The sequence below is a fragment of the Micromonospora sp. RHAY321 genome (assembly GCF_023896955.1).
Taxonomy (GTDB): domain Bacteria; phylum Actinomycetota; class Actinomycetes; order Mycobacteriales; family Micromonosporaceae; genus Micromonospora.
Window position 1 is genome coordinate 28,832 of the sequence record NZ_JAMHIW010000003.1, and the last position, 25,708, is coordinate 54,539.

Annotated in this window: 27 protein-coding genes; 13 read left to right on the plus strand and 14 right to left on the minus strand. The window is 70.7% G+C overall.

The annotated features are described in order from the left end of the window. Positions 1 to 112: 112 nt before the first annotated feature. Positions 113 to 466, plus strand: coding sequence for a hypothetical protein (locus tag M8C17_RS08115; RefSeq protein WP_252415792.1), 354 nt, complete (start codon positions 113 to 115; stop codon positions 464 to 466). Positions 467 to 533: 67 nt separating this feature from the next. After that, positions 534 to 1,358, plus strand: a complete 825-nt coding sequence (otsB, locus tag M8C17_RS08120; protein WP_252415793.1) for a trehalose-phosphatase — start codon at positions 534 to 536, stop codon at positions 1,356 to 1,358. A gap of 47 nt (positions 1,359 to 1,405) precedes the next feature. On the opposite strand, the gene M8C17_RS08125 is transcribed toward otsB, so the two are convergent. The 4 genes from M8C17_RS08125 to M8C17_RS08145 form a co-directional block, all read right to left on the minus strand. Then, entirely contained in the window at positions 1,406 to 2,176 is a 771-nt protein-coding gene (locus M8C17_RS08125) for an isoprenyl transferase (protein ID WP_252415794.1), read from the minus strand. Positions 2,177 to 2,207: 31 nt separating this feature from the next. Beyond that, positions 2,208 to 3,350, minus strand: coding sequence for a geranylgeranyl reductase family protein (locus tag M8C17_RS08130; RefSeq protein ID WP_308209385.1), 1,143 nt, complete (start codon positions 3,348 to 3,350; stop codon positions 2,208 to 2,210). A 130-nt stretch (positions 3,351 to 3,480) separates the two neighbouring features. Next, entirely contained in the window at positions 3,481 to 4,338 is an 858-nt protein-coding gene (locus tag M8C17_RS08140) for a hypothetical protein (RefSeq protein ID WP_252415795.1), read from the minus strand. Between the two features lie 37 nt (positions 4,339 to 4,375). Next, complete coding sequence (locus M8C17_RS08145) at positions 4,376 to 6,220, minus strand: phosphoenolpyruvate carboxykinase (GTP) (protein ID WP_252415796.1); 1,845 nt, start codon at positions 6,218 to 6,220, stop codon at positions 4,376 to 4,378. Between the two features lie 440 nt (positions 6,221 to 6,660). On the opposite strand from M8C17_RS08145, the gene M8C17_RS08150 reads away from it, so the two are divergent. The 3 genes from M8C17_RS08150 (at position 6,661) to M8C17_RS08160 (ending at position 8,528) form a co-directional block, all read left to right on the plus strand. Next, positions 6,661 to 7,197: a GtrA family protein gene (locus M8C17_RS08150; RefSeq protein ID WP_256482386.1), complete on the plus strand. Its 537-nt coding sequence runs from the start codon at positions 6,661 to 6,663 to the stop codon at positions 7,195 to 7,197. 63 nt (positions 7,198 to 7,260) lie between these two features. Then, a complete protein-coding gene (locus tag M8C17_RS08155; protein ID WP_252415798.1) occupies positions 7,261 to 7,974 on the plus strand; it encodes a GtrA family protein in 714 nt (237 codons plus the stop codon). Then, a complete protein-coding gene (locus M8C17_RS08160; protein ID WP_252415799.1) occupies positions 7,971 to 8,528 on the plus strand; it encodes a MaoC/PaaZ C-terminal domain-containing protein in 558 nt (185 codons plus the stop codon). Before M8C17_RS08155 ends, M8C17_RS08160 begins: the two co-directional genes overlap by 4 nt. A 40-nt stretch (positions 8,529 to 8,568) precedes the next feature. On the opposite strand, the gene M8C17_RS08165 is transcribed toward M8C17_RS08160, so the two are convergent. Then, positions 8,569 to 9,141 carry a PH domain-containing protein gene (locus M8C17_RS08165; protein WP_252415800.1) on the minus strand — a complete coding sequence of 191 codons (573 nt, stop codon included), beginning with the start codon at positions 9,139 to 9,141 and terminating at the stop codon, positions 8,569 to 8,571. Positions 9,142 to 9,318: 177 nt separating this feature from the next. After that, the gene (locus M8C17_RS08170) at positions 9,319 to 10,194 is read right to left on the minus strand and encodes a biotin--[acetyl-CoA-carboxylase] ligase (RefSeq protein WP_252415801.1); all 876 of its coding nucleotides are present in this window, start codon (positions 10,192 to 10,194) and stop codon (positions 9,319 to 9,321) included. Positions 10,195 to 10,277: 83 nt separating this feature from the next. Here M8C17_RS08170 and M8C17_RS08175 point away from each other — a divergent pair, with 83 nt between their 5' ends. After that, complete coding sequence (locus M8C17_RS08175) at positions 10,278 to 11,861, plus strand: acyl-CoA carboxylase subunit beta (RefSeq protein WP_252415802.1); 1,584 nt, start codon at positions 10,278 to 10,280, stop codon at positions 11,859 to 11,861. A 99-nt stretch (positions 11,862 to 11,960) separates the two neighbouring features. Here M8C17_RS08175 and M8C17_RS08180 read toward each other — a convergent pair whose 3' ends face one another. From M8C17_RS08180 to M8C17_RS08195, 4 genes are all read right to left on the minus strand, one after another. After that, positions 11,961 to 12,827 (minus strand): hypothetical protein, encoded by an 867-nt coding sequence (locus tag M8C17_RS08180; protein WP_252415803.1) that lies wholly within the window; start codon positions 12,825 to 12,827, stop codon positions 11,961 to 11,963. Next, positions 12,820 to 13,320, minus strand: a complete 501-nt coding sequence (locus M8C17_RS08185; protein ID WP_252415804.1) for a SigE family RNA polymerase sigma factor — start codon at positions 13,318 to 13,320, stop codon at positions 12,820 to 12,822. Before M8C17_RS08185 ends, M8C17_RS08180 begins: the two co-directional genes overlap by 8 nt. Positions 13,321 to 13,382: 62 nt before the next feature. Continuing rightward, positions 13,383 to 14,366 (minus strand): ketopantoate reductase family protein, encoded by a 984-nt coding sequence (locus tag M8C17_RS08190; protein WP_252415805.1) that lies wholly within the window; start codon positions 14,364 to 14,366, stop codon positions 13,383 to 13,385. A 68-nt stretch (positions 14,367 to 14,434) separates the two neighbouring features. Beyond that, positions 14,435 to 15,178 (minus strand): M50 family metallopeptidase, encoded by a 744-nt coding sequence (locus tag M8C17_RS08195; RefSeq protein WP_252415806.1) that lies wholly within the window; start codon positions 15,176 to 15,178, stop codon positions 14,435 to 14,437. Positions 15,179 to 15,279: 101 nt separating this feature from the next. Here M8C17_RS08195 and M8C17_RS08200 point away from each other — a divergent pair, with 101 nt between their 5' ends. Together M8C17_RS08200 and M8C17_RS08205 are read left to right on the plus strand one after the other, a co-directional pair. Continuing rightward, on the plus strand, positions 15,280 to 15,675 hold the full coding sequence (locus M8C17_RS08200; protein WP_252415807.1) for a Uma2 family endonuclease: 396 nt from the start codon (positions 15,280 to 15,282) through the stop codon (positions 15,673 to 15,675). 126 nt (positions 15,676 to 15,801) lie between these two features. Then, the gene (locus tag M8C17_RS08205; protein ID WP_252415808.1) at positions 15,802 to 16,557 is read left to right on the plus strand and encodes a GH25 family lysozyme; all 756 of its coding nucleotides are present in this window, start codon (positions 15,802 to 15,804) and stop codon (positions 16,555 to 16,557) included. Positions 16,558 to 16,661: 104 nt separating this feature from the next. On the opposite strand, the gene M8C17_RS08210 is transcribed toward M8C17_RS08205, so the two are convergent. Together M8C17_RS08210 and M8C17_RS08215 are read right to left on the minus strand one after the other, a co-directional pair. Beyond that, entirely contained in the window at positions 16,662 to 16,895 is a 234-nt protein-coding gene (locus M8C17_RS08210; protein WP_252415809.1) for a hypothetical protein, read from the minus strand. Between the two features lie 90 nt (positions 16,896 to 16,985). After that, the gene (locus M8C17_RS08215; protein ID WP_252415810.1) at positions 16,986 to 18,977 is read right to left on the minus strand and encodes a serine/threonine-protein kinase; all 1,992 of its coding nucleotides are present in this window, start codon (positions 18,975 to 18,977) and stop codon (positions 16,986 to 16,988) included. Positions 18,978 to 19,067: 90 nt separating this feature from the next. On the opposite strand from M8C17_RS08215, the gene M8C17_RS08220 reads away from it, so the two are divergent. From M8C17_RS08220 to M8C17_RS08245, 5 genes are all read left to right on the plus strand, one after another. After that, a complete protein-coding gene (locus M8C17_RS08220; protein WP_252415811.1) occupies positions 19,068 to 19,280 on the plus strand; it encodes an acyl-CoA carboxylase subunit epsilon in 213 nt (70 codons plus the stop codon). Positions 19,281 to 19,367: 87 nt separating this feature from the next. After that, positions 19,368 to 19,826 (plus strand): hypothetical protein, encoded by a 459-nt coding sequence (locus M8C17_RS08225; protein ID WP_252415812.1) that lies wholly within the window; start codon positions 19,368 to 19,370, stop codon positions 19,824 to 19,826. 1,411 nt (positions 19,827 to 21,237) lie between these two features. Next, the gene (gene mycP / locus M8C17_RS08235) at positions 21,238 to 22,377 is read left to right on the plus strand and encodes a type VII secretion-associated serine protease mycosin (protein ID WP_252415814.1); all 1,140 of its coding nucleotides are present in this window, start codon (positions 21,238 to 21,240) and stop codon (positions 22,375 to 22,377) included. A gap of 185 nt (positions 22,378 to 22,562) precedes the next feature. Next, on the plus strand, positions 22,563 to 23,231 hold the full coding sequence (locus M8C17_RS08240) for a nucleoside triphosphate pyrophosphatase (RefSeq protein WP_252415815.1): 669 nt from the start codon (positions 22,563 to 22,565) through the stop codon (positions 23,229 to 23,231). Further along, positions 23,228 to 23,881, plus strand: coding sequence for an O-methyltransferase (locus M8C17_RS08245; RefSeq protein ID WP_252415816.1), 654 nt, complete (start codon positions 23,228 to 23,230; stop codon positions 23,879 to 23,881). The genes M8C17_RS08240 and M8C17_RS08245 overlap by 4 nt, the downstream gene beginning before the upstream one ends. An 83-nt stretch (positions 23,882 to 23,964) precedes the next feature. On the opposite strand, the gene M8C17_RS08250 is transcribed toward M8C17_RS08245, so the two are convergent. Together M8C17_RS08250 and M8C17_RS08255 are read right to left on the minus strand one after the other, a co-directional pair. After that, the gene (locus tag M8C17_RS08250; protein WP_252415817.1) at positions 23,965 to 24,720 is read right to left on the minus strand and encodes an ABC transporter permease; all 756 of its coding nucleotides are present in this window, start codon (positions 24,718 to 24,720) and stop codon (positions 23,965 to 23,967) included. A 17-nt stretch (positions 24,721 to 24,737) separates the two neighbouring features. Further along, positions 24,738 to 25,697 (minus strand): ATP-binding cassette domain-containing protein, encoded by a 960-nt coding sequence (locus M8C17_RS08255; RefSeq protein WP_252415818.1) that lies wholly within the window; start codon positions 25,695 to 25,697, stop codon positions 24,738 to 24,740. Positions 25,698 to 25,708: the final 11 nt, after the last annotated feature.

Genomic DNA, 25,708 nt, shown 5'->3' on the forward strand with positions numbered 1-25,708 from the left:
GGGCCGGAACGGGCACGCTAGCGTCCCTATTCGTACTGCTTGGGCTCGTCGTCGGCGGGGGGACGGGACAAGGCCGAACCCAGCCCTGCGGGACAGAAGGAGGGGTCTGTCCATGACCCTGAAGTGGTTGGCAGTCGTGGTCGCCACGGTGTCCATGACACTGTGGGTGACCGGCAACGTGGTGACTCTCGCGGTCAACGGCGGGCAGCTTCCGCTGCTCGTCAACCTCCTCGTGCTCACCAGTGCCGGCACCGCGGTCATCCTGGCCGTCGTCGCCGAGCTGCACGAGCGGCTGAACGACCGGATCAGCGCACTCACCGAGTTCCTGGTCGCGCGGCTCAACGAGATCGAGAACCACACCGGTGATCGCAACACCGGGTTCGTGGAGGGATATCTCCTGAGCCACGGACAGGAGGCGGCGGTGGTGCCGTTCGGCCGCCGCGGGCGAGGAGCCGCCGAACGCTGACGATGCGCCGCCGGGCGGGCCGGCTCGGCCAGGAATGAGCCCCGATCGCCGGGGTACGCTGACGCGCGTGCCGCCGTTGAATCTGGGCAATCAGACGCCGAGGACCCCGTTGAACGCCGACCAGGCATGGCGGATAACCGCCGGCCGGGCCGCGGGGACCGTGCTCTTCTTCGACTTCGACGGCACGCTCGCGCCCGTCGACGACGATCCGACCGCGGTACGCCCCGCGCCCAAGGCGCTGGCCGCCATCGAGGCGCTGGCCCCGGTGGTGCAGCGTGTCGCGATCGTCTCCGCCCGACCGGTGGAGTTCCTCCGGGACCAGCTCGGCGGGCTCGCCGGGGTGGATCTCTACGGCCTCTACGGGCTGGAGCACAGCCACTCCGGTGGCGAGACGGTCACCGAACCGGCCGCGCTGCCCTGGGTGCCGACCATGGCGGAGCTGGCCGACCTGGCCCGGGCTGAGCTGCCGCCGGGCACGCTGGTCGAGTACAAGCGGCTCTCCGTCGCGCTGCACTGGCGTACCGCGCCGCAGCTCGGTCCGACCGTGCAGCAGTGGGGGCAGGCGCAGGCCGACCGGCTGGGGCTGCGGGTGCAGGCCGGGCGCATGGTGCTGGAGCTCAAGCCGCCCGTCGACCGGGACAAGGGCATGGTCATCGGCGAGGTGATCCGGGAGGCCACCGGCGCCTGGTACTTCGGCGACGACGTCTCGGACATCAAGGCTTTCGCCGCGCTGCGCGCCCGGGCCGCCGCCGACCCGGACTTCCTCGGCGTCTGCGTCGCCGTGGCCAACCCGGAGACCGGCCACGAGGTGGCTGACGCCGCGGACCTGACCATCGAGTCCCCGGCCGCCCTGGGCGACTTCCTCACCCGGGCGCTGACGCACCTGCCCTGAGCAGGCCGACAGCACGTCCGCTTCGGGTGCCTGTGCGGTGTGTCCGCTCAGGCGCCGTAACGGCGTTGCCGGGTGGCGTACGACCGCAGTGCGCGCAGAAAGTCGATGTGCCGGAAATCCGGCCAGTTGAGCTCGCAGAAATAGAACTCCGAGTGCGCGGACTGCCAGAGCATGAAACCGGACAGGCGCTGCTCGCCGCTGGTGCGGATGACCAGGTCGGGGTCGGGCTGGCCGCGGGTGTAGAGGTGCTCGGCGATGTGCTCGACGTCCAGCACCTCGGCCAACTCCTCGATGGTGCCGCCGGAGGCGGCGTGCTCCAGCAGCAGCGAGCGGACCGCGTCGGTGATCTCCCGCCGACCGCCGTAGCCCACCGCGATGTTGACCTCCGCGCCGCCGCTGCGCTCCCGGGTGCGCTCCTCGGCGCCCTTGAGGGCCGCCGCCGTCTGCGCGGGCAGCAGGTCGAGCGCGCCGACGATGCGCAGTCGCCAGGGGTTGCCCTCCTCGGCCAGCTCCACCACCAGATCCTCGATGATCTTCAGTAGCGGATCCAGCTCGCTGGCCGGCCGGCGCAGGTTGTCCGTGGCCAGCAGGTAGAGCGTGACGTGCCCGATGCCGGCCTGGTCGCACCAGCCCAGGACGTGTTTGATCTTCGCGGCGCCGACCCGGTGCCCGTCGTTCGGGTCGACGTAGCCCATCTCCCTGGCCCACCGGCGGTTGCCGTCGCACATCACCCCGACGTGTCGGGGCACCGGCTTACCCGCGAGCTTCGCCGTGAGCCGGCGCTCGTACACGGAGTAGATAAGGTTCCGCAGCGTCATCACCTAGCAGCGTAGCGACCCGCCGGACGGATCACCGCCTCGGAGCCCCATCCCCGCCGGGGAGCCCGATACCGATCATGGCCAGGGTACGGGCGGTGAGCCGCCCGTCGCCGAGCCCCAACTCGACCACGTCGTCGAACACCCGGTCGTCCCGACGGGCCGCCCGGACCGCCGCGTCGACCACTCGCCGGCGTCGCGCCAACCAGGCCGCGACCGAGCTGTGCCGCAGGTGGGTGCCGAGCCGACGGCGCAGCCCGTCGGCGTAGCGGCGGGCGGCGCTCTCGGGTGCCCGGGCCGCCGCTGCCCCGGCCAGCGCGCCGGAGAGCAGCGCGTAGAAGATGCCCTCCCCGGTGAATGGATTGATCAGCGACAGGGCGTCGCCGACCAGCAGCGTCCGGCCCCTCCCGGGTGCGGGCCGATGGGTGGACAGCGGCAGGTGGTGGGCGCGCAGCGCGGTCACCGTCGCCAGGTCGGTGCCGGGCAGCAACGCGGCCAGCCGGTCCAGCAGGTATCCCCGGCTCAACGGCTCGCCGCGCAGCACCTCCCCGTACCCGACGTTCGCCCGCCCGTCGCCGATCGGGAACGACCAGGCGTACGCCGGCCAGCGTGCGTGCGAGGTGACGATGAGCTGCTCCGACGGGCCGGGCAGCGCCGGCGCGTACCCCCGGATCGCCAGCGCCAGGTGCCGGTCGGGGTTCACGGGATGGCCGAGCGCACGGCGGACCACCGACCCGGCGCCGTCCGCGCCCACCACCACCCGTCCGGACAGCTCACCGTCGAGGACCACCCGGTCGGCGCGCGGCTCGACCCGCCGCACGGTGTGCCGGCGCAGCTGCGCGCCGGCGGCCACCGCCGCCGCCACCAGCCGCGCGTCGAAGACCTGCCGGGGCACGGTGTACGCCGGTCGGGGCAGCGCGCGGGCCACCGCACCGCCGCCGGGGGCGATCATGCGCAGCGCCGGCAGCGGGGCGTAGCCCGCCACCGCCTCGGTCACCCCCAGCTCGGCGAGTACGTCCACCGAGTGCGCGGCGATCCCGTCGCCACACGCCTTGTCCCGGGGAAAGTCGGCCCGGTCCAGCAGCAGCACGCTGGCACCCGCCCGGCGGGCCGTCAGCGCGGCGGCCGCCCCCGCCGGCCCCGCTCCCACCACCACCACGTCGAATTCGTCGCTCACGCGCGCCTCCCTCCGCCGACGCGGCCCGGCCGTTCCCGCCCGCCCGACGAACCGCCTGCGCCGCCGACGCCGGCCGCTGTGACCGGCGCCACCCGCCATCCTGCCTCCTGCCCGCTCGCGTCGACCGGGTTCAGGCCGGGGCGGCGTCGGCGGCGCGGGAGGCACGCCAGAGACCGTGCAGCGTCAGCGCGGCGGCGGCGAGCAGCGGGGCGCCGTCCCGGACCAGGCCGTCCACGCCCAGCAACCACCAGCACAGCGGCAGGTCCACGGCGAGCACGACCACCGTGACGACGACCAGCAGCCCGCGAGCCCAGCTCTTTCCGCGCATGAGGAACGCGGTGCAGAACAGCACCGCGTAGCTGGCCGCGATGCCGGCGCCGAACCAGAACAGCACGGCCGGCACCGCCTCCAGCCGGTCGTCCAGGATGGAGCCGCCGGCCACCAACGCCGGCACCAGCATCAGCGGGCTGTAGGTGAACGCGGCGACCCGGCTGGTCAGCAGCCAGGCGCTGACCTGTGGCCGGCGCGGCGGGGTCTCCCGCCAGGAGATGCCGGCCCGGTCGATGACCAGCCGCGGCCGGTGCCGAACCAGGTGACCGGCCAGCGCCGACGAGCGGTAGAGCATCCACACCACCGCCGCGCAGAGCGCGGTGAGCGCGGCGAAGCCGAGCAGGCCGGGCAGCGGTGGCACCCCCTGCCGGGGCACGATCAGCCGGCCGACGGCGAAGACCGTGGTGACCGCGAGGATCAGTCCGAAGGGGCGGGCCACCGTCCGCCCCCGGCGGACGTGCCCGATCAGCAGCAGGAAGCCGAACGAGCGCAGCATCGCCCAGCCGGTCCGCACCGCCAGGCCGAAGCCCTGCTCAGGGGCGTACCACCAGTTGAGCAGCTCGACCACGACGGTGGCCGCCGCGGTCGTCGCGAGCAGGATGGTGAGCACCCGGACGGCGGACGGCCGCCGGACCTCGGTCTCGGCGGCCGTCCTCATGGGATCCGATGATGCCCGTGACGGGCTCGTCTCACACCTACCGCTGCGGCTGCTCGGCGTCCAGGCGTGCCCGCAGCGCGTCCAGTTCGGCCCAGAGCACGCCCGGCAGCTTGTCACCGAACTTCTCGAACCACTCGGTGACCAGCGGCAACTCGTTGCGCCACTCGTCCGGGTCGACCTTCAGCGCGATCCGGACGTCCTCCGGGGTCATGTCCAGGCCCTCGACGTCCAGCGAGTCCGGCGCGGGCACCATGCCCACCGGGGTCTCCACCGCGTCGGCCCGGCCCTCGAGCCGCTCGACGATCCACTTGAGCACACGCGAGTTCTCGCCGAAGCCCGGCCAGAGGAAGGAGCCGTCCGGGTCCTTGCGGAACCAGTTGACGTAGTAGATCTTGGGCAGCTTGGCCTCGTCGCCGTCGGCGCCCTTACCCATCTCGATCCAGTGCCGGAAGTAGTCACCGGCGTGGTAGCCGATGAACGGCAGCATGGCCATCGGGTCGCGGCGGACCACGCCGACCGCGCCGGACGCGGCGGCGGTCGTCTCCGAGGAGAGCGTGGCACCCATGTAGACGCCGTGCACCCAGTCGCGGGCCTCGGTCACCAACGGGATGGTGTCCTTGCGGCGGCCGCCGAAGAGGATCGCGTCGATCGGCACCCCGTTCGGGTCGAAGTACTCGTCGGCGAGGATCGGGCACTGGGTGATCGGGGTGCAGAACCGGCTGTTCGCGTGCGAGGAGAGGCTGTCGCTCTCCGGCGTCCAGTCGTTGCCCTTCCAGTCGATCAGGTGCGCGGGGGGCTCGCCCATGCCCTCCCACCAGACGTCCCCGTCGTCGGTGAGACCCACGTTGGTGAAGATGGAGTTGCCCCGGTCCAGCGTCCGCATCGCGTTGGCGTTGGTCTTCCAGTCGGTGCCCGGCGCGACACCGAAGAGGCCGTACTCCGGGTTGACCGCGTACAGCCGGCCGTCCTGGCCGAACCGCATCCAGGCGATGTCGTCGCCGATGGTCTCGACCTTCCAGCCCGGGATGGTCGGCTCGACCATCGCCAGGTTGGTCTTGCCACAGGCGGACGGGAAGGCGCCGGCGATGTGGTGGACCTTGCCCTCCGGCGAGGTGATCTTGAGGATCAGCATGTGCTCGGCGAGCCAGCCCTCGTCACGCCCCATCACGCTGGCGATCCGCAGCGAGTAGCACTTCTTGCCGAGCAGCGAGTTGCCGCCGTAGCCGGAGCCGAACGACCAGATCTCCCGGGTCTCCGGGAAGTGCGAGATGTACTTCGTCTCGTTGCACGGCCAGGCCACGTCCTGCTGGCCGGGGGCGAGCGGGGCGCCGATCGAGTGCAGCGCGTGCACGAAGTCGGCGTCGTTGCCCATCGCCTCGAGGACGGACGCGCCCATCCGCGTCATGATGCGCATCGAGGCGACCACGTACGGGCTGTCGGTAATCTCGACGCCGAACATGGGGCTCTCGGACTCGACCGGCCCCATGACGAACGGGATGACGTACATGGTGCGACCGCGCATCGAGCCGCGGTACAGGTCGGTCATCGTCCGCTTCATCTCGGCCGGCGCCATCCAGTTGTTGGTGGGGCCGGCGTCCGCCTCGTCGACGGAGCAGATGAAGGTGCGCTCCTCGACCCGCGCGACGTCCGTCGGGTCGGTACGCGCGTAGAACGAGTTGGGCTTCTTCTCCGGGTTCAACCGGATCAGGGTTCCGGCCTCGACCAGCTCGTCGGTGAGGCGGCGCCACTCCTCGTCGGACCCGTCCACCCAGACGACACGGTCGGGGGTTGTCAGTTCCGCGACCTCACGGACCCAGGCGAGCAGTTTCGGATGGGACGTCGGGGCCTGATCGATACCCCGCACAACAGCCGGAGCAACCATGACACATCTCCTTGGTGGTCGACGCTGACCGATCTATGGGATGCACGAGTCTCAGCGGCGCGATGCGTCGCCTTCGTGGAAACCTGGGATTGGCCTCAGCGTAAACCGGGCAGCCTTCCGAGTCAGTGGGACAGGTTGTGAAGAACTGCACAAGGTACGGCCACGCTGCGGCATCACGATCTGATACCCGCTTTCCCGCGCAGTTTCACGCAAATTTTGTTGTGCACCCCGGCCGACGTGAGTGGCGGTCGGGCCGTGGACCGGTCCCGCCGACCGGTTGAGTGATTCCCGTTCCGCAGCGCGTCAGTCCTCCTCATTGGTTACGCTGCGTTCAACAACGGCGCACCCGACGGAGGGTCGGCACCAGTGACGACGCCTGCTCGCCGTTGCTACCCCGCTGACTGGTCAACAGCCGGTAGGCTCGGCCCGTGGCCGCGACAATGACCGGGGAACAACCGGGTCCCCGGCAGACCCGACCGGGTCTGGTCCGCGCACTGCTCGACCGTTTCGGTCACCTCGTCCGCGAGTTGAGCAAGTTCGCCACGGTGGGCGGCATCGCCTTCCTCCTCGACTTCGCCCTCTTCAACTACCTGACAACCGCGCGCGGCATGGAGCAGGTGACGGCGAAGACGATCTCCACCGTGATCGCCGCCTCCGTCGCGTTCGTCGGCAACCGGTTCTGGACGTGGCGGCACCGCCAGCGCAACAACCCGGCCCGGGAGTACGCGCTCTTCTTCTTCTTCAACGCCGTCGGTCTCGGCATCGCGGTGGCCTGCCTCGCGATCAGCCGGTACGGGCTCGGCAGCATCTGGCCGGCCGTCTTTCAGACGCCGCTGGCCGACAACGTCGCCAGCTTCGTCGTCGGCACGGGCCTCGGCACGCTGTTCCGATTCTGGTCCTACCGGCGGTTCGTCTTCGTCGAAGCGGGAACCCCGACCGTTCCGCAGGTGAAGCACGACCGTGACCACGGGGCGTGACCTGCCGCCCACCTCGTTCGGCCGGTGATCGCCGGCTTCACCGACTGACCTAAGGTGTTTCGCATGCGTCTTGTCCGTCTGCTGCCTGAGCGCTGGCAGAAGTTCATCCACGAGGCGCTCAAATTCGGCATCGTCGGCGGCATCAACACCGTCATCAATTACGCGGTGTTCAATGCACTTGCACTCACGGTCTTTGCCGACGGCCAACTGAAGGCCACCGTGATCGCGACCATCGTCGCCACGATCACGTCTTATCTAATGAATCGTCACTGGACGTACCGGGATCGCCCGAAATCGGCGCTCAGACGCGAGTACGTCCTGTTCTTCCTGTTCAACGCGACCGGCCTGATCATCGAGCTGGGCGTTCTGGCCGCGGCCAAGTACGGTCTCGGCGTGCACGGCCTGCTGGCGCTGAACGTGGCGAAGACGGGCGGCGTTCTACTGGCCACGTTGTTCCGGTTCTGGTCGTACCGGACCTTCGTCTTCCAGCCCGTCGAACCGGCCCAGGCCGACGCGAAGCCCGAGCCCACCTGGCACAGCATTCCGCGCGACGAGTGGGACACGATGGCCGGGATGGACCCGGTCGCCGAGCTCGCCGAATCCGTCTCCGAGCTCGAGGAGGCGCAGGCCGACGAACGCCCCGCGCCGACACCCAGCCCGAACGGCGCTCCCACCCAGGGGCGGTCCATGCCGTTGACGACCGGCCTCACCGCCGACCTGGACGCGGAACTCGCCGCGGAGCTGCACGCCGGCACCCGCCGCTCGCCCCGCCGGTGACCGCGCCCACCACGCGCTCCGGCACCGGAGCCCCCGCGGCACTGTTCTTCGAAGACCTCGTGCCGGGTCTCACGGTCGACCTGGGCGTTGTCACCGTGGACGGCGACGAGATGGTGGCCTTCGCCCGCCGCTTCGACCCGCAGTGGTACCACGTCGACGCGGAGCTGGCCGGGGAGAGCCGGCACGGCGGGCTCATCGCGAGCGGCTTCTACACCGTCAGCCTGTTCATGCGGGCGTACGTCGACCACCTGCTGTCACGGGCGGCGGCGGACGCCTCCCCCGGTCTGGAGGAGCTGCGCTGGCTCGCCCCGGTGCGTGCCGGAGACCGGCTCGCCGTCCGGGTCGACGTGATGGGCGCCCGCCCGTCCACCGCCCGTCCGGGCCTCGGCACCGTCAGCCTCACCGGCACCATGCTCCGCCTCGGCCCAGACGACCGGCCCGAGCAGGAGGTGCTGCGGACCCGCTTCCGTGGCTGGTTCGCGCTGCGCCCGACCGAGCCCGCAACCGAGGACGAACCGCCCTCGGCGGACCCGTCCGGGAGCCCGTCCGACTGACCCGCCCCGACCCGTCGGCCGGGGCGGTCACCCGTCCGGATCAGGTCGTGGTGTCGCGCAGCGGCTTGCCCTCGCGCATGTCGGCGAGGATGTCGCGCATCTCCCCGTCGCCCAGCGAGTGCTTGTCGTGCTGCGCCTCGACCAGTTCGTACAGCTTGGTCTGCACCCGGCCGACGCCCGGGACGTCCGAGAGGACCGACTGGCCCCGCTCGCCGGCGGACTCGATGGTCAGCGTGCCGCAGCCGAGCACCCGCTCCAGGAACCGCTGGTTCATCGAGTGGTCGTTGATCCGGGTGAGCGGGATGTCCCGCCGATCCCGGGAGAAGACGCCCTGCTGGAGCAGCACCCGCTCATCGGTGAACAGGTAGTGCGTGGTGCGCCAGACCAGGAACGGCCACAGCCCCAGCCAGAGCGCCGCCACCAGCGCGATCACACCGATCACGGCCAGCGCGACCGACCCACCACCGCCCGAGGGCAGAAGCAGCACGCCGGCCACCACCGCGGCGACGGCGAGCACCAGCACCGCGATCGGCCGGATCAACGCCTTCCAGTGCGGGTGCAGGTGCAGCACGACATGCTCGTCCTCGGTGAGCACGTCTTCGGGGAACGCCACGGCAACCTCCAACGGGGAAACGACGCGCTGACCGTAAACCCCCCACCCGGGTACACAACATCCGCCACGCGGCCACCCACCCACTCTTCGCGATCTTGCACTTCCGGTCGCCGTTGTGCGGCTTTCGCCCTTTTCGTCCAGGCAGCAACTGCAAGATCGCGGAGAGTGGGCGACGGGTCAGCGCAGGTGGAGGACGTCGCCCGCCGCCAGGACGCGGTTGCCGGCGGGGGTGGTGATGAGGAGTTGGCCGTCGGCGTCGACGCCGGTGGCGGTACCGGTCAGGTCGTCGCCGTTGGGCAGCAGGACCCGCACCTCACGGCCGATCGTGGCGCAGGCCGCCAGATAGGCGTCGCGCAGGCCGCTCGCCACGGCGTCCCCGCCGGCGGACCGCCAGCGGTCGTACCAGTCGGCCACCGCCCGCAGCAGCGCCCGGAGAAGCGGGTCCCGGTCGGTGGCCGCCGCGCCGGCCAGTTGCAGCGAGGTGGCCGGCAGCCCGGTCGGGTTCACCGGCAGCTCCTCGGCGCGCAGCGTCACGTTGAGGCCGATGCCGAGCACGATGGCCGGCGGCTGGGCCGGCGAACGCCCGGGAATCCCCTCGGCCAGCACGCCGGCGCACTTGGCGTCGCCGATCAGCAGGTCGTTGGGCCACTTCAGGGAGGCCTCCAGCTCGGCCAGCCGGGCCACCGCCTCGACCAGCGCGACGCCGGCCAGCAGCGGCAGCCAGCCGTACCCAGTGGGCGGTGCCGCCGGCCAACCGCGGTCCGGCACGGCCTCACCGGGCCGCAGCAGCACGCTGGTGGTGATCCCGGCCCGCGGCGGTGACTGCCAGACCCGGCCGCGCCGGCCACGCCCGGCGGTCTGCCGCTCGGCGACCACGACCAGTCCCTCCGGCTCGCCGGCCCGGGCCGCCTCGGCCACGTCGGCGTTGGTGGAACCCGTCTCGGCGAGCAGCTCCAACCGGGCCCACGGGCCGTGCGGCGCGACCAGCGCGCGCCGCAGCCGGGTCGCCGACAGTGGCGGGCGGTCCAGATCGGTGTACGGGGAGCCCGGCATGCCGCCAGCCTACGGCGGCGCCCACACCGCACTGAGGTGTACTGCACAGCGGCGGCGACCTGAACCATCGTTATATTCCCAGGGTGACTACCGAGACCGGGACCAACATGCACAGCACCGCGGGCAAGCTGGCGGACCTGGAGCGCCGCGTCGACGAGGCGGTGCACGCCGGATCGGCACGCGCGGTCGAGAAGCAGCACGCGCGCGGTAAGAAGACCGCCCGCGAGCGGATCGAGATGCTCCTCGACGAGGGCTCCTTCGTCGAGCTGGACGAGCTGGCCCGGCACCGGTCCACAGCCTTCGGGCTGGAGAGGAACCGCCCGTACGGCGACGGCGTCGTCACCGGCTACGGCACGGTGGACGGCCGGCAGGTCTGCGTCTTCGCGCAGGACTTCACGGTCTTCGGCGGTTCGCTCGGCGAGGTCTTCGGCGAGAAGATCGTCAAGGTGATGGACCTGGCCATGAAGATCGGTTGCCCGGTGGTCGGCATCAACGACTCCGGCGGGGCGCGCATCCAGGAGGGTGTGGTCTCGCTCGGCCTCTACGGCGAGATCTTCTTCCGCAACGTCCGGGCCTCCGGCGTCATCCCGCAGATCTCGCTCGTGATGGGTCCCTGCGCCGGCGGCGCGGTCTACTCCCCCGCGGTCACCGACTTCACCGTGATGGTCGACCAGACCTCCCACATGTTCATCACCGGCCCCGACGTGATCAAGACGGTGACCGGCGAGGACGTCGGCATGGAGGAGCTGGGCGGCGCCCGGACGCACAACTCCCGCAGCGGCAACGCGCACTACCTCGCGAGCGACGAGGAGGACGCCGTCGAGTACGTCAAGGCGCTGCTGTCGTACCTGCCGTCGAACAACCTCGACGAGCCGGTGGTCTACGAGGCTCCCGCCGAGCTGGCGATCAGCGACGAGGACCGCGAGCTGGACACGCTGATCCCGGACTCGGCCAACCAGCCGTACGACATCCACCGGGTGATCGAGCACGTGCTCGACGACGGGGAGTTCCTCGAGGTCCAGCCGCTCTACGCGCAGAACATCGTGGTCGGCTACGGCCGGGTCGAGGGACGACCGGTCGGGGTGGTGGCCAACCAGCCGATGCACTTCGCCGGCACCCTGGACATCGCCGCCTCCGAGAAGGCAGCACGGTTCGTCCGCACCTGCGACGCGTTCAACATCCCGGTGCTGACCTTCGTGGACGTGCCCGGATTCCTGCCCGGCACCGGCCAGGAGTGGGACGGCATCATCCGCCGGGGCGCCAAGCTCATCTACGCGTACGCCGAGGCGACCGTCCCCAAGGTCACCGTGATCACCCGCAAGGCGTACGGCGGGGCGTACGACGTGATGGGTTCCAAGCATCTGGGCGCGGACCTGAACTTCGCCTGGCCGACCGCGCAGATCGCGGTGATGGGCGCGCAGGGCGCGGTGAACATCCTCTACCGCTCCGAGCTGGCCGGCGCCGAGGACCCGGCGGCGGTCCGCGCCGAGAAGATCGCCGAGTACGAGGACACCCTGGCCAACCCGTACGTGGCGGCCGAGCGCGGGTACATCGACTCGGTGATCCCGCCGCACGAGACGCGCACCCAGATCGTCCGGGCGCTACGAGTCCTGCGCACCAAGCGCGAGACCCTTCCCCCGAAGAAGCACGGCAACATCCCCCTCTGAGCGCGCTCGCGGCCTGCGCAACTTCAGGGAAAGAGTGGCCTCGGGACGCCCGGAGGCGCCTACATCCCTGAAGTTGCGCGGATCAGGAACCGGCTCATGTCAGCACGGCGGGTTGGCGGCGAGGCACATGCGGTGGGCAGCCACCTCGGCGAGGCGGCTCAGCTCCGGCTCGGTGCCGTCCCGTCCCAGGGTGAGCACCGCGACCACATCGCCCACCTGCACCACCGCCGTGCTGGTCGGTCGGGGCGCGTCGCCAATGGTCTCGCCGGTCTTCTGGTCGCGGACGGGCGACTGGGTGTGGCGCACCATGGCGGCCCCGTCGCCTGCAAAGCTCCGCTGGACGACTGTCCAGTTGTGCACCGCCTGCGCGGTGACCGTCTGTTCCGCCATCGTGTAGGGCCCGGCGCTCGCCCACTCGGCGCAGGTGGCCAGCAGTCGGTCGAGGTCGGCGAACAACGACGCACCCGTCTCCGGCGCCACCCGGTACAGATCCTGCTTGAGTAGCAGGTCACCGACGGTGTGGTCGACGCCGACGGGGCGTTCCCGCAGCAGGGTCTGCGACCGTGACCAGCGGGATATCGGCCAGGTGGGCGTCATCCCCCGGCTCTGCCCGCAGTGACCCAGCATCGAATCCACCAGGATCGGCTGCGCGAAGTCCGACTCGCTGAGCTGCACCTGCGCCGGTTGCGACAGGTCGGCCGGTTGCACCAGGGACTCAGCGGCGATCTCGCCACGGGCGGGTGGGGTCGGGGAGGCCGAAGCCGCCACCGGAGGCGGCGCCGACTCTCCACCGCCTCCGGTCGCGACGAAGGCGGACACGCCCGCCAGCGTCAGCACGACCGTCGCCGCCACGGCGGTACGTCGGCTGCGCCGGCGGGCGCGGGCCCGGATGTCCTGTGGCTCCGGCCATCGCACGTCCTCCAGGTCACGGCGGACCTGTTCGACGAATGCCAGGTCGTCACGCATCGGTAGCCTCCTCCAGATCAGAGACGGCGAGCAGCCCGGCGAGCGCGGCGCGCCCCCGGGAGAGCCGGGCCTTGACCGTGCCGACCGGAGCATCGGTCTCCCGTGCCACCTCGGCGACCGGCATGCCGACCAGGTAGTAGAGGGCGATGGCGACGCGTTGCTCCTCGGGCAGCCGACGCAGCGCGGCGACCACCTCGACGGTGTCGGTGCCCGGGCCGGGAACGGTCTCGGTGGCCCCGTGCCGCAGGTACGCGCGGGCCCGACTGCGCAGGCTGCGCCACCGGCTGACCGCGATGCGGCTGGCCACCACCCGCACCCACGCCTCCGGCTCGTCGTACTGGCTGACCGTCGACCAGCGCTGCCACGCCCGGATGTACGCCTCCTGCACGGCGTCCTGCGCCTCGACCCGGTCGCCGGTGAGCACGTAGACGAAACCGAGCAGCCGTTGCCGGCTCCCTCGGTAGAACTCGTCGAACCCGTCGACGTCCGGCACCCACTACCTCCCCGTGTCGGTCGCAGGGAACACGCGCCGGGCGGGGCCGTCGGTTGCCGCGATCAGGCGATCATCTTCTCCAGCTCGGCGAGCGGGAACGCGCCGGCCGCGATGCGCTCCCGGACGGCCCGGCGCACCGCGCGCTGCACGGCCACGTTGGCCGGCGTCGGTACGCCGTGCAACCTGCCCAGCAGCGTGATCTCCCCGTTGAGGTGGTCCACCTCGGTGGAGCCGGTGCCCCGGGCGAGACTCTGCCAGGTGGAGCCGCCGGAGCGACCCTCGCCGTCGACGGGCCGCTGCTGGACGAGGTCTCCGCGTTCGGCCTTCTCCTCCTCCGGCGAGGTGTGGGCGATGCTCGCGGCTGCGAACGCGGCCAGGCCCTCGGCGCGTACCCGCTCGATCAGCGCCTCCGGGATGTCCCGGCCGAGCAGCGCCTGCAGGCCGTTGCCGAGGTTGCTGAGCAGCTTGCCGTACTTCCAGCGCATCACGTCCGGCCGGATCGGAGCGACGAACCCGGCGGCGGTGAGGTCCGCGGCGACCCCTTGATCGGTGTCGTCGGCGCCGGACGGGTACCGCCCGACATGCAGCATCCCGGGGTGCGGGTATCCGTTCGCCACCACCATGCCCGGCTCCAGGTGTGTGGCCGGCAGCCACACGCAGACCGGATGCACGTCGGCGAAGAGTCGCAGCGCGGCGCGCTCGTTCGCCACCCCGTTCTGCGCGGTGACCAGCGGCAGCCGCTCGCCCGCCGTGCCGCCGCCGGCCACCGGCGCGTCCACCCAGGCGGCCAGCGCGCCGGCGGTGTCCTGCGACTTGACGGTGAGGACCAGCACCGTGTCGGCGGGCAGCGGCTGGTCGTCGGGGCCGTCCACGGCGGCGAGCCGGGCGGTGACCTCGCCGTCGGGCTGGCGCAGGGTCAGACCCCGCGCGCGGATCGCGTCCAGGTGCGCGCCCCGGGCCACCAGGGTCACGTCCCGGCCGGCCTGGGCCAGCCGTACGCCGATGGTCCCGCCGACCGCGCCCGCCCCGATGATCACATATCGCATGGCCTCATTCTGCCCGTCCGGCGAGGTGGCAGAGCCGGCGCTGGCCGACCGGCGGTCGGGCTCTGCGATCAGACGGTCAGGCCGGCGTCGCTGAGGATCGGGCCCGCCAGCAGCAGGGCTCCGGCGACGAGCGCGACCACGTTGACCAGGGCGAAGAAGGTCACCCAGAAGAACGCCGGGAACGGGGTGAGCCCGGCGAGCTGATCGGCGTCGGAGGCGGGCATCCGGCCGCGGGAACGCAGCCGTTGCAGCTCCACCACCGGCCGCACCCCGCCGAGCAGCAGGAACCACACCCCGGTGTACGCGAACGCGGCCTGCACCTGCGGGGTGGCGTACCACGAGACTGCGAGCACCAGGGCGCCGGTGACCAGCAGCGACACCACGCCGAAGGCATTGCGGATCATGACCAGCATGGCGAGCAGCAGCGCCACCGCGACCCAGAGCAGCAGGGTGATCCGGTTGCCGCCGAGCAACCAGGCACCGGCCAACCCCACCAGCGGTGGGGCGACGTAGCCGGCGAGCAGGGTGAGGATCATCCCCGGCCCGGTGGGCCGGCCGGCGGAGAGCGTCAACCCCGACGTGTCCGAGTGCAGCCGGATGCCGCGCAGCTTGCGGCCGGTGAGCAGGGCGATCAGCGCGTGCCCGCCCTCGTGGGCGATGGTGATGGCGTTGCGGGCGATCCGCCACGGCAGTCGGGTGCTGACCACCACCAGAGCGACGGCCGCGGTGATCAGCACCAGCAGTGGGGGCGGGTCCGGCTGTGCGCCGAACAGCGTGTCCCACAGGTCGCCCAGCCCGTCGATCGACATCATGGGGCGCGAGCCTACCGGCGGCGATCGGTGTCGGTTCCGGGCCACCTCCTCGTATCGTGTGAGACTGATCGGGTGGCGAGCGGAGCGGGAGGTGAACGCACGTGAGCGCAGCGCCCCTGGAGCCGCATGTCGGACTGTGGACCGAGGCCGACTACTTCGCCTTGGGCGAGACGCCTGACCGGATCGAACTGCTCGACGGGAGCCTGTTGGTGAGCCACGACGAGGGCACCTTTCTCGACGCCGATCGAGTGTCTCTCGTCGGTGAGGTCGTCTCGCCGGGTAACGCCGCCGCCGATCGTCTGCTCAAGATGCAGCTCTACGCCATCGCGCGGATCCCCTGGTACCTGCTGGTCGAACAGGACGGCGACGGGCACTCCCTGCGGCTGTTCCGGCTCGACGGCGGGCACTACGTCGAGGACCAGGTGGCCAAGCCCGGCGAGACGCTGACCATCGTGGAACCGTTCCGCTGGCAGCTCGACCCGGCCGCCCTGCGCTGACCCGGTTCACCGCGATGTCGCCGGCCCACCAACACCCGTCGATGAAAGTTTCTTCAGCAACTCTTGTGATCTAGGGCACTAAGCTCCAAAGATGGGCGTCAATAGAAGACGTCCTTGGAGGCAGCCATGGCCCGTACCAGATCACCGCTGCGCCGCGTGCTCGCGACCGGCCTCACCGTCCTCGCCACCGCTGCGGCGGCCCTGGTCGCGACCGCCGGCCCGGCGGCCGCGGCGACCACGCCCGGCATCGACGTATCCCGCTACCAGGGCACCATCAACTGGACGAGCGTCCGCAACGCCGGCATCCAGTTCGCCTTCATCAAGGCCACCGAGGGCACCAGCTACAAGGACCCGAACTTCAACGCCAACTACGTCAACTCGTACAACGCCGGGGTGATCCGCGGGGCGTACCACTTCGCCCGGCCGAACATCTCCGCCGGTTCGACCCAGGCGAACTACCTCGCGTCCAACGGCGGCGCCTGGTCGGCCGACAGCCGGACGCTCCCCGCCGCGCTGGACCTGGAAGCCAACCCGTACGCAGGCGGCTACTGCTACGGGCTCAGCACCACCGGCATGCGCAACTGGGTGCAGGACTTCCTGAACACCTACCGCTCCCGCACCGGCCGCTACGCGGTCATCTACACCACGACCAGCTTCTGGAACCAGTGCACCGGCAGTTGGACCGGCCCGTGGGCGAACCACCCGCTCTGGCTGGCCCGCTGGTCGAGCACGCCGGGCACGCTGCCGGCCGGCGCTCCGGTGTGGAGCTTCTGGCAGTACACGAGCACCGGCGTCGTCTCCGGGATCAGCGGCAACGTGGACCGCAACTACTGGAACGGTGACCGCACCCGGCTGATCGCCCTGGCCAACAACACGCCCTGATCCGCACGGTCCGCCCGCCTGGGGAGGCAGTTGGCGGCAGCGGGATCGGCTGTCACCTCACGGTCGACAATCGGTCCGGCTGCCGCCACGCCACCGGTACGGGGTCAGGCCCGCCGTCGGCTCATGACCGGCACCGCCACCGGCGCGTCCTCACGCACCAGAGCGCCCCGCCGGGTCAGCTTCCACACGCCCACCCCGCAGACGGCAACGGTCACGACGCTGAGCAGTGCGATGAACGCCCCGATGCCCGCGCTGACCAGCAGCAGGACCACGTCACCGAGTGCGACGAGCATCCACAGTGCCAGCCGGGGCCGAGCGTCCCTCCGTCGGTAACCCATGTCGTACCTCCTTCCGTCGTCGAAGGTCAGGTACCCAGGACGACGGAAGGTCATGCGAATCAGTTTCGTGCCGGGTGCGAATCCCGCCGCTCAGTCCTGGCGGTCGGGCACGAACCCCTTGGCGATCCGGTCGAAGTTCGGCAAGTTGGCCTGCCAGTCCTTCTCGGCGATCTCCCACCGCAGGGCGTACCCACGATTGCTGGCCGTCACGAAACCCCGGTTGCGGACGTGGATCCTGGTCCCGGCGCGGTTCTCCAGCCACTCCCAGTCCGCACAGGTCTTCCAGAAATCGCAGGGCTTGATGCTGAGGTACTGGTAGTTGCTCACGAAGTTCTTGCGGTCCGGCTCTTTGTCCTGCCAGTCCTTGACCGCGTCTCGCGCCGGCGAGCCCGTCCACTGGACGAGCAACTCGCCCGGCCCGTTGGACTGGTCGAACACGATCGTGCTGCCGTCGACCTGTCGGCGTACCCAGCCGTCGGGCAGCGGCAGGCTGAAACCAACGGGGTCCCGGTGCAGCTTCCAGCCCGGCGGCAGCGGGTTCGGGTCGACCGAGGGAGTTGCCGACGGGGTGGGACTCGGAGCGCTGCTGGTGGGCGGGGGCACCGCCGGCGCGGACGTCTGCGCGGGCGCCGACGTCCCGGCGGCCCCGGTCGGGCCGGCCTGCGGGGTGTCCTCGTCCTTGCCGCCGAGCTTCGGCACGATCACCGCGAGGCCGACGAGCAGCAGGACCACCACGGCCCCGATCAGCAGGTTGCGTCGGTTGTTGTTCGGCTTCGTGCCGTCCGACGGCGGCACCGCCGCGCGCCCGACCGGGTCCACCGCCGCAGGCATGACGGACGTGGGAGTGGGCGGCCTGCGCTGCTCCGGTGCCACCGGTGGGCCGTCGACCGCGGTCGGCTCGTCGTCGGCCGCCGTCGTACCGCCGCCGGCTGAGTCGTCCGGAGCCGCGGCGCTCGTCGTCGGCTCAGCGGCTGAGACCTCCGGGCGGTCGATCGTGGCGGTCGGTTCGGCGGGCACGGCCGCGGTCGGGTCAGCGTCCGCGCCGGAATTCACGACGGCCGTCGGCGTCGCGTCGGCGGCGGAGGTCGCGGCGGGGGTCGCGGCAGCAGCCGCCGGCGGCGGGGTGGGTGCCGGCGGTGACACCGGCTGGTCGGCGCGGTCCTCGGCGGGTCGCGGTGCCGGCACGTGCGGCGGGCGCGGTTCGCGCGGGCCGTTCGGCCCGGGCCGGCGTACGCCATCAAGCAGCGAGATGCTGCGCGCCCGCTTGCCCCCGGCGCGGCGCAGCAGCCTCTCCGCCACCTCGGCGGTGATCCGCTCGTCCGGGTCCTTGCGCAGCAGTCCGTTGAGCACGGCCTTGAGCGGGCCGGCGTTCTTCGGCGGCGGTATCGGCTCGGTGGCCAGCGCGGCCAGCGTGCCGATCGCCGACGGGCGGGCGTACGGCGACTTGCCCTCGACCGCCGCGTAGAGCGTCGCGCCCAACGACCACAGGTCGGCCTCCGGCCCGGCGGTGCCGTCCCGGGCCCGCTCCGGCGAGATGTACGCGGGCGAACCGAGCACCATGCCCGTGCGGGTGACGTTCGGGTCACCCGGAATGGTGGCGAGACCGAAATCGGTCAACACCACCCGCCCGTCGTCGCCGAGCAGCACGTTGCCCGGTTTGACGTCGCGGTGCATGACGCCCGCCTTGTGCGCCGCGTTGAGGGCGCCCAGCACGCCGAGCCCGATCTCGACCGCGCGGGCCGGCGACACCGGCCCGTCCTCGGCGAGGGTGTCCTGCAACGACTTCGACGCCACGTACTCCATGACGATCCACGGGTCGCCGTCGGTACGCAGCACGTCGAAGATGCGCACGACATTGACGTGGTTGAGCCGGGCGATGGCCCGCGCCTCCCGCAGCGAGCGCTCGCGCATCTCGCGGCGCTCCTCGTCGGTGAGGCCGGGCGGCGGCACCAACTCCTTGATGGCGACGTCCCGGTGCAGCACCTCGTCACGCGCCTTCCACACCCGACCCATGCCGCCCTGGCCGAGCGGCGACAGAAGCCGGTATCGGTCAGCGACAAGTTGGGGAAGCGCGTTCGACATCGGTGAGACGGTACCCGGAGCGCCCGACTGTCACACCGCCGGCACGCCACTGTGCGTTCCCCGCAACTTCGCGCCGCGTACCCTGGCGTCATGTCTGCCGAAGAGCCCCTGTTCCGGGTCGTCCGCGGCGTGCCCACCGCCGAGGAACTCGCTGCCCTGGTCGGGGCGATCGTCGTCCGGTCCCGCCCGGCCGCCGCCCCCTCGCCGGTGGCCGCGTCCGCCTGGGCGCGCAGCGGTCGACCGGCCGGCACGGCGCTCGCGGCCGGTCCCGGCGGGTGGCGCTCCGCCGGCCTGCCCCGCTGACCCGAACCGCCGCGCGGGGGCTGCCAGGGTCGCTCCCAGCCGTTAACCTCACTCAGGGAAACGGTGCAGTGACGGTAGGGAGGATCGATGATCCCCGAAGAGGACCAGCCGACGCCCTGGCTGCGTAACTACGGCGGCATCGAGGCCGACATCCGACAGCTCCGGGAGTTCGCCGACCGGCTCGCCGCCGAGGTCGAGAGCAACTACGCGCCACACCTGTCGTACATCGCCGACGACATGTCCGCGAAGGTGCCCAACCCCTGCGACGCCTTCATCGAGCTGGTGACGTTCCTGCACGCACACCACGAGACGCAGCAGGCCACGACCGACATGGTGTACGCGGTCCGCGGCGCCACCGGCCACCTGGCCGCCGCCGCAGACCGGGTCGCCACCCAGTACGCCGAGACCGACGCCTTCTCCGCCGCCCGGGTGGTGGACGTCCAGCGGGCACTCGCCGACCCGACGACGGTCCTGCCCGGCGGCCCGACGCCAATGCTCAGCGATCCCACCGGCCCCGGCAGCGAAAGGCCGGTGGTCCTACCGTGATCGAACGGGGCAGCGGCCGCACCTCCGGCTTCACCGACTGGCAGCTGATGGACGTCAACAGCATGTGGGCGTGCCTACAGGACCACGACACCGCCAACCACTGGAAGCAGGTCGCCGGCTGGCGCAAGGTCTGCGACCTGGCGCAGATCCACCTCGGCCGCCTTCAGGAATACCGGCGCGGCCTCGCCGAGGCATGGCCACCGCAAACCAGCGCCGCCTCCGGCACATACCTCGCCCAGCTCGACGAGCTGATCGACAAGGTGCGCCGCACCCACGACGCCGCCGCCGCCAACTACACCGCACTGTCCGCCGCCACCCAGGCCATCGGCACCACCCGCGCCGAACTCCGCAAGGTCTACGAGGAGTACGCGGCCAAGCTCCAGCAGAAGCAGGCGTACGAGGCGACGGCCGCCGACCCGAAGGCGATCATGGGCAGTCGGGTCACCGAATCACCCGTGACCGACGGTGAACTGGAACGGCTGAACGCGCAGGCCCGCGCCATGATGTTCAACCTCAGTGGCGAACTCCAACAAGCCCAAGCCACTCTCCAAAAACCACCCCCACCACCTCGTCGAGCTGGCCATCAGCCGAATGATGCTGATGCGTATGACACCAGCGCAGCTGGCCCGGTTATACCTCCAGTTGTCGCAGTGCCAATGGCAGCTACTGTCCGCCCATCGAGGACGCAAAAGCAGTCGCCCGTCGGGCCTGTACCTCTCCAGCCACCTTCGGCGGTTGGGCCAGTACTAGGGGGAACAGGATCGGCACTAGCACCGGCCACGGCAAACTCAGGCACGCCTGGAGTAGCCGTCCCTGCATCAACAACCCCCAGCGTCCCCACGGCTCTTCCCCCCAACTCTCTCACCCGGCCTATCGGCGCTCCAAAGCACAATCCGGCAGGGCCAATTGGTAAGCCGGCCGCCGGGGATGGGGCCAGCCCCTACCGACCCACGCCACCAGCTTCCACACGGCCCATGGCACCAGGGGGCCTCATCGGCGGGGCACCAGGCATGGGTTTGGGTCAGCCAGGCCAAGGAGCCGCTGCCCCTCGCCGCGTCAATCCGATCGGTGGCGTCATCGGGGGCGGCGGAGCAGGCACAGCGCCAACTGGTGGTGCAGGCTCTAGACCGGGCACTGGCCGTGGTCTCGCCGCGACGCAAGGCATCGCACCAATCGGCGGCGCTCCTGGACTAACCGGCAGCGCCGGCATGCCCCCGACCTCTGGTCGACCGAACGTTCGAAGGCAACCAGATGGTAATCCGGACCAGTGGGATCCCGATCACCCATGGGAGACTGAAAAGGGTGTGGCGCCGGTAGTCCGTCCACCTGATGATGATGGGCCGATTAACCCGGGTCCCGCTATAGGCTTCAGCCGGTAATGTCGCTCGTTGTTCGAGCCACACTAGTCGCGTTGACCTTGAACTTAGCTGCCGCTGGGCTGGCAGCAGAGACTCGCCCACCTTCTACAATCGTCGCATCTTTGCGTGATGAAGGCGCGCGCATCCGGGGCGACCAGTGGCATCTTCGCTATCTCAATGTCGCCCAAGCACAGACAATCAGCCAGGGTGACGGGATTGTTGTAGCCGTGCCCGACACTGGAGTCGATCCCCATCCTGATCTTGCTGGAAATCTTCTGGCTGGGGTCGATGTTGTTGGCGACGGCGACAGCTCGGGAGACGGCCGACAGGATTTGAACAGCCACGGCACAAGCATGGCTGGCTTGATCGCGGCACACGGCAGAGGCGGGAACGCGGGCGCGCTGGGTATCGCGCCCAGGGCCAAAATTCTTCCTATAAAGTCTGCGGCTGCCGACAATTACGGCGAACCTGACGATCTCGCTGAAGCTGTCGAATACGCAATATCGAATGGTGCCCAAGTTATCAGCATTTCGAGCGGAGGCGCATCGACACCACGTCTCATTCAGGCAGTCGACACCGCCCTCACGGCAAATATAATCGTCGTCGCAGCAGCAGGCAATTTGCATGAAGGATCAGGCATTGCCTATCCGGCCTCTGACCCAAGAGTAATCGCCGTAGGCGGTGTCGACCGCGCCGGACAGCATGCTGCTGTCTCGGTAACTGGACCACAGATTGACGTGGTCGCACCGGCAGTCGACATCTACAGCACCAGCTACGACGGGAAGTACTCAAAGGGAACTGGCACCTCGAGTGCGACCGCGATCGTGGCGGGGGCCGCAGCCCTCATCCGGTCCAAGTACCCCTACCTGCCCGCCCAGGAGGTGGCGCACCGCCTGACGGCCACGGCCGTCGACAAGGGTCCGCCTGGGCGCGACGACGAGTACGGCTATGGCGTGATCGACCTGGTGGCGGCGCTGACGGCAGACGTACCCCCGCTGGGGTTCGAGTCGGCGAGCGCGCCGGCCGGCGGTGGCCCGACCACGACGGCCGGCGCTCGGCCGGGCGACGACGACGGCGCGACGGCGCGCGGTCTGGCGACCCTCGGCGTGATCGTGGCCGCCGGTGCGGTATGGGCGCTGGTGGTGCGGCGTCGTCGGCGCGGCGACGATCCGCCTCCCCGAATCAGTCGCTGAGCGGAAGATTGACCGGCGATCGACTCGGGATCAGTGATGTCGGGGTGTCAGGGGTGGTGGGACAGCCCGATATCAAGGAACTGGAGTGGATCATGGCCTGCAAAGCGGAGTGGCCGCGACCGCAGCCGGCCGGAAGGTCGTGGCGGGCGGGGTGGTCGGGGTGGTGAGCCGGTAACGTCGGTCGGGTGTCTGCTTCCCTGCCGCTCCGCCTCGTGCTCGCCTCGGCGAGCCCTGCCCGTCGCAAGTTGCTCCAGGCCGCCGGCATCGAGCCGGACGTGCTGGTCAGCGGGGTGGACGAGTCCCTGGTGGTGACCGAACGAGCTGAGGACCTGTGCCTGGAGTTGGCTCGGCTCAAGGCGCAGGCGGTGCTGACCCGGCTGAGCCCGGCCGCCGACCAGCGGACGCTGGTGATCGGCTGTGACTCGGTGCTCGCGTTCGACGGGGAGATCCTCGGCAAGCCCTCCGATCCGGCGGACGCCACCCGGCGGTGGCAGCGGATGCGAGGGCGCAGCGGCGTTCTGCACAGTGGGCACTGTCTGATCGACGTCGCCGCCGGGCGTCGCGCGGAGGCGGTCGCCTCGACCACCGTCCACTTCGCCGACATCAGCGACGACGAGATCGCCGCGTACGTGGCCAGCGGTGAGCCGCTTGCGGTGGCGGGCGCGTTCACCATCGACGGGTTGGGTGGGGCGTTCGTGGAGCGGATCGAGGGTGACCCGGGGACGGTGGTCGGGCTGTCGATGCCGCTGCTGCGCCGCCTCCTCGCCGAGTTGGGTCTGCGGGTCACCGACCTGTGGACGAAGGTCGCGCCGGGCGGCCAGACCGTCGAGCCGCTCGGTAACGTCCCGTCATGACCACCAAGTCGATCCCGCTCACCGACGAACTGCACGCGTACCTGGTCGCGCACGGCTCCCCGCCGGACGAGATCATCCGGGACCTCGCGGAGGAGACCCGGTCGGTGCTGCCGGAGCACGCCACCATGCAGGTGGCCCCGGAACAGGCCGCGTTCCTGACCTTCCTCACCCGGCTACTCGGTGCGCGACAGGCCGTCGAGGTCGGCACGTTCACCGGGCTCTCGTCGCTGGCGATCGCCCGGGGCTTGCCCGAGGATGGGCGGTTGACCTGCTTCGACATCTCCGAGGAGTTCACCGGCATCGCCCGGCGCTACTGGTCTCGGGCGGGGGTGCAGGACCGCATCGACCTGCGGATCGGCCCGGCCGGGGACACCCTGCGGGAGCTGCCCCACGAGCGGTACCTGGACTTCGCGTTCATCGACGCGGACAAGACCGGCTACCCGATCTACTGGGCGGAGCTGGTGCCCCGGATGCGTGCGGGCGGGGTGATCGCCGTCGACAACGTGCTGCGCGGCGGCCGGGTGATCGCGCCGCAGAACGAAGCCGACCGGGCCATCGCCGCCTTCAACGACGAGGTCCTGGCCGATGTGCGGGTTGACCCGGTGATGTTGCCGATCGCCGACGGCCTGACCCTGGCCCGGGTGCGCTGAGCGCCGGTATCCCCTGGACGCGGATATCGGGGTGTCCTCGTGTGAGGACACCCCGATATCCGGTGAAAGCCAGAAGGCATGCCTCAGCGGACGCTGCGGGCGAACTGGCGGGCGGCCCAGACGACCCCCGCCGCGGCGAGCACCGCCGTGATGCCCAGGCCCTGCCAGACCTTGTCGCTGCCCAGGTCGCCGGCGAACAGCGCCCGGGTGCCGTCGACCGCCCAGGAGAACGGGTTCCAGTCGGCGATGCCCTGCAACCAGCCGGGCGCGAACGTCAGCGGCAGCAGGATGCCGGAGAGCAGCAGCACCGGCTGCGCCACCGTGTTCATCAGCGGGGCCAGGGCGTCCTCGCTCTTGACCTTGAGCGCGACGCCGTAGGAGACGGCCGAGGTCATCAGCGCGATCAGAGCCAACATCAGGTACGCCAGCAGCAGGTCCCCGATGAACACCCGCAGGTCGAACAGGAGCGCCAGCAGGGTGATGATGATGGCCTGCGCCATGAGCGAGACCACGTCGCGCAGCGAGCGGCCGAGCAGCAGGGCGAGCCTGCTGATCGGGGTCACCCGGGAGCGTTCGATGACCCCGGCGCGCAGCTCGGCGATCAGGCCGAAGCCCTGGAACAGGCCACCGAAGATGGCCAGCAGCACCAGCAGACCGGGTACGAAGATCTTGTAGGCGGCGGCCTGGGTGGGCGCGTTCAGCGCCGGCTTGAGCAGCGGGGCGAAGAGCAGCAGGTACATCACCGGCTGGAAGACGCCGACGAAGACCCAGACCGGGTTGCGCAGCAGCAGCTGGGTCTGCCGCTGGAAGATCAGCCAGGTGTCACGGGCGAATTTCATGAGTCGTCTCCGGGTGGTCAGGACTCGCGCAGCGAGCGGCCGGTCTTGGTGAGGAAGACGTCGTCCAGGCTGGGCCGGTGCAGCTCGATCGAGCGCAGGTCCAGCCCGGCCTGGTCGAGCCTGCGCAGCACCTGCGGGATCGCGGTGGCGCCCTCGTCGACGTAGAGGCGCAGGCCGCCCTCGTCGGCGGTCTCCAGCTTGTTGACGTACGGCTCGGCGTCGAGCAGCTGGGCGGCCTGTGGGGTGGCGGCCAGGTCGAGGCCGACCAGCACCACGTCGCCGGAGATCTCCCGCTTGAGTTCGGCCGGGGTGCCCTCGGCCACCACCTCGCCGTTGTCCATGATCGCGATCCGGTCGCAGAGCGCGTCGGCCTCGTCCAGGTAGTGCGTGGTGATGAAGACCGTCATCCCGTCGCGGCGGAGCCGTCGGATCTCGTCCCACATGTGCGCGCGGCTCTGCGGGTCGAGGCCGGTGGTCGGCTCGTCCAGAAAGACGATCTTCGGCTCGTGGATGATGCCGAGCGCGATCTCCACCCGCCGGCGCTGACCGCCGGAGTAGGTCTTGCACTTGCGGTCGGCGTACTCGGTGAGCTGGAAGGCGTCCAGCGCGCGGGAGGCGCGCTGTTGCGCGTCGGCCTTGCCGATGCCGTACATCCGCGCGTGCAACACCAGCTCCTCGCGGGCGGTCGACTCGTCCCAGGTGCTGCCGCCCTGCGGGACGTAACCGATCCGGCGGCGCACCTCGGCCGGGTCCTTGCGCAGGTCGGCGCCGGCGATGGTGGCCTCGCCACCATCGGGCTCGATCAGCGTGGCGAGCATCCGCAGCGTGGTGGTCTTGCCGGCGCCGTTCGGGCCGAGGAAGCCGAAGATCTCACCCTCGGCGACCTCGAGATTGACGCCGCGCACGGCGTCCACCGTCTTCGTCTCTCGACCCGCGCGGGAGCGGAACGACTTCCGCAGCCCCCTGGTCTCGATCATCTCTGCTCCTG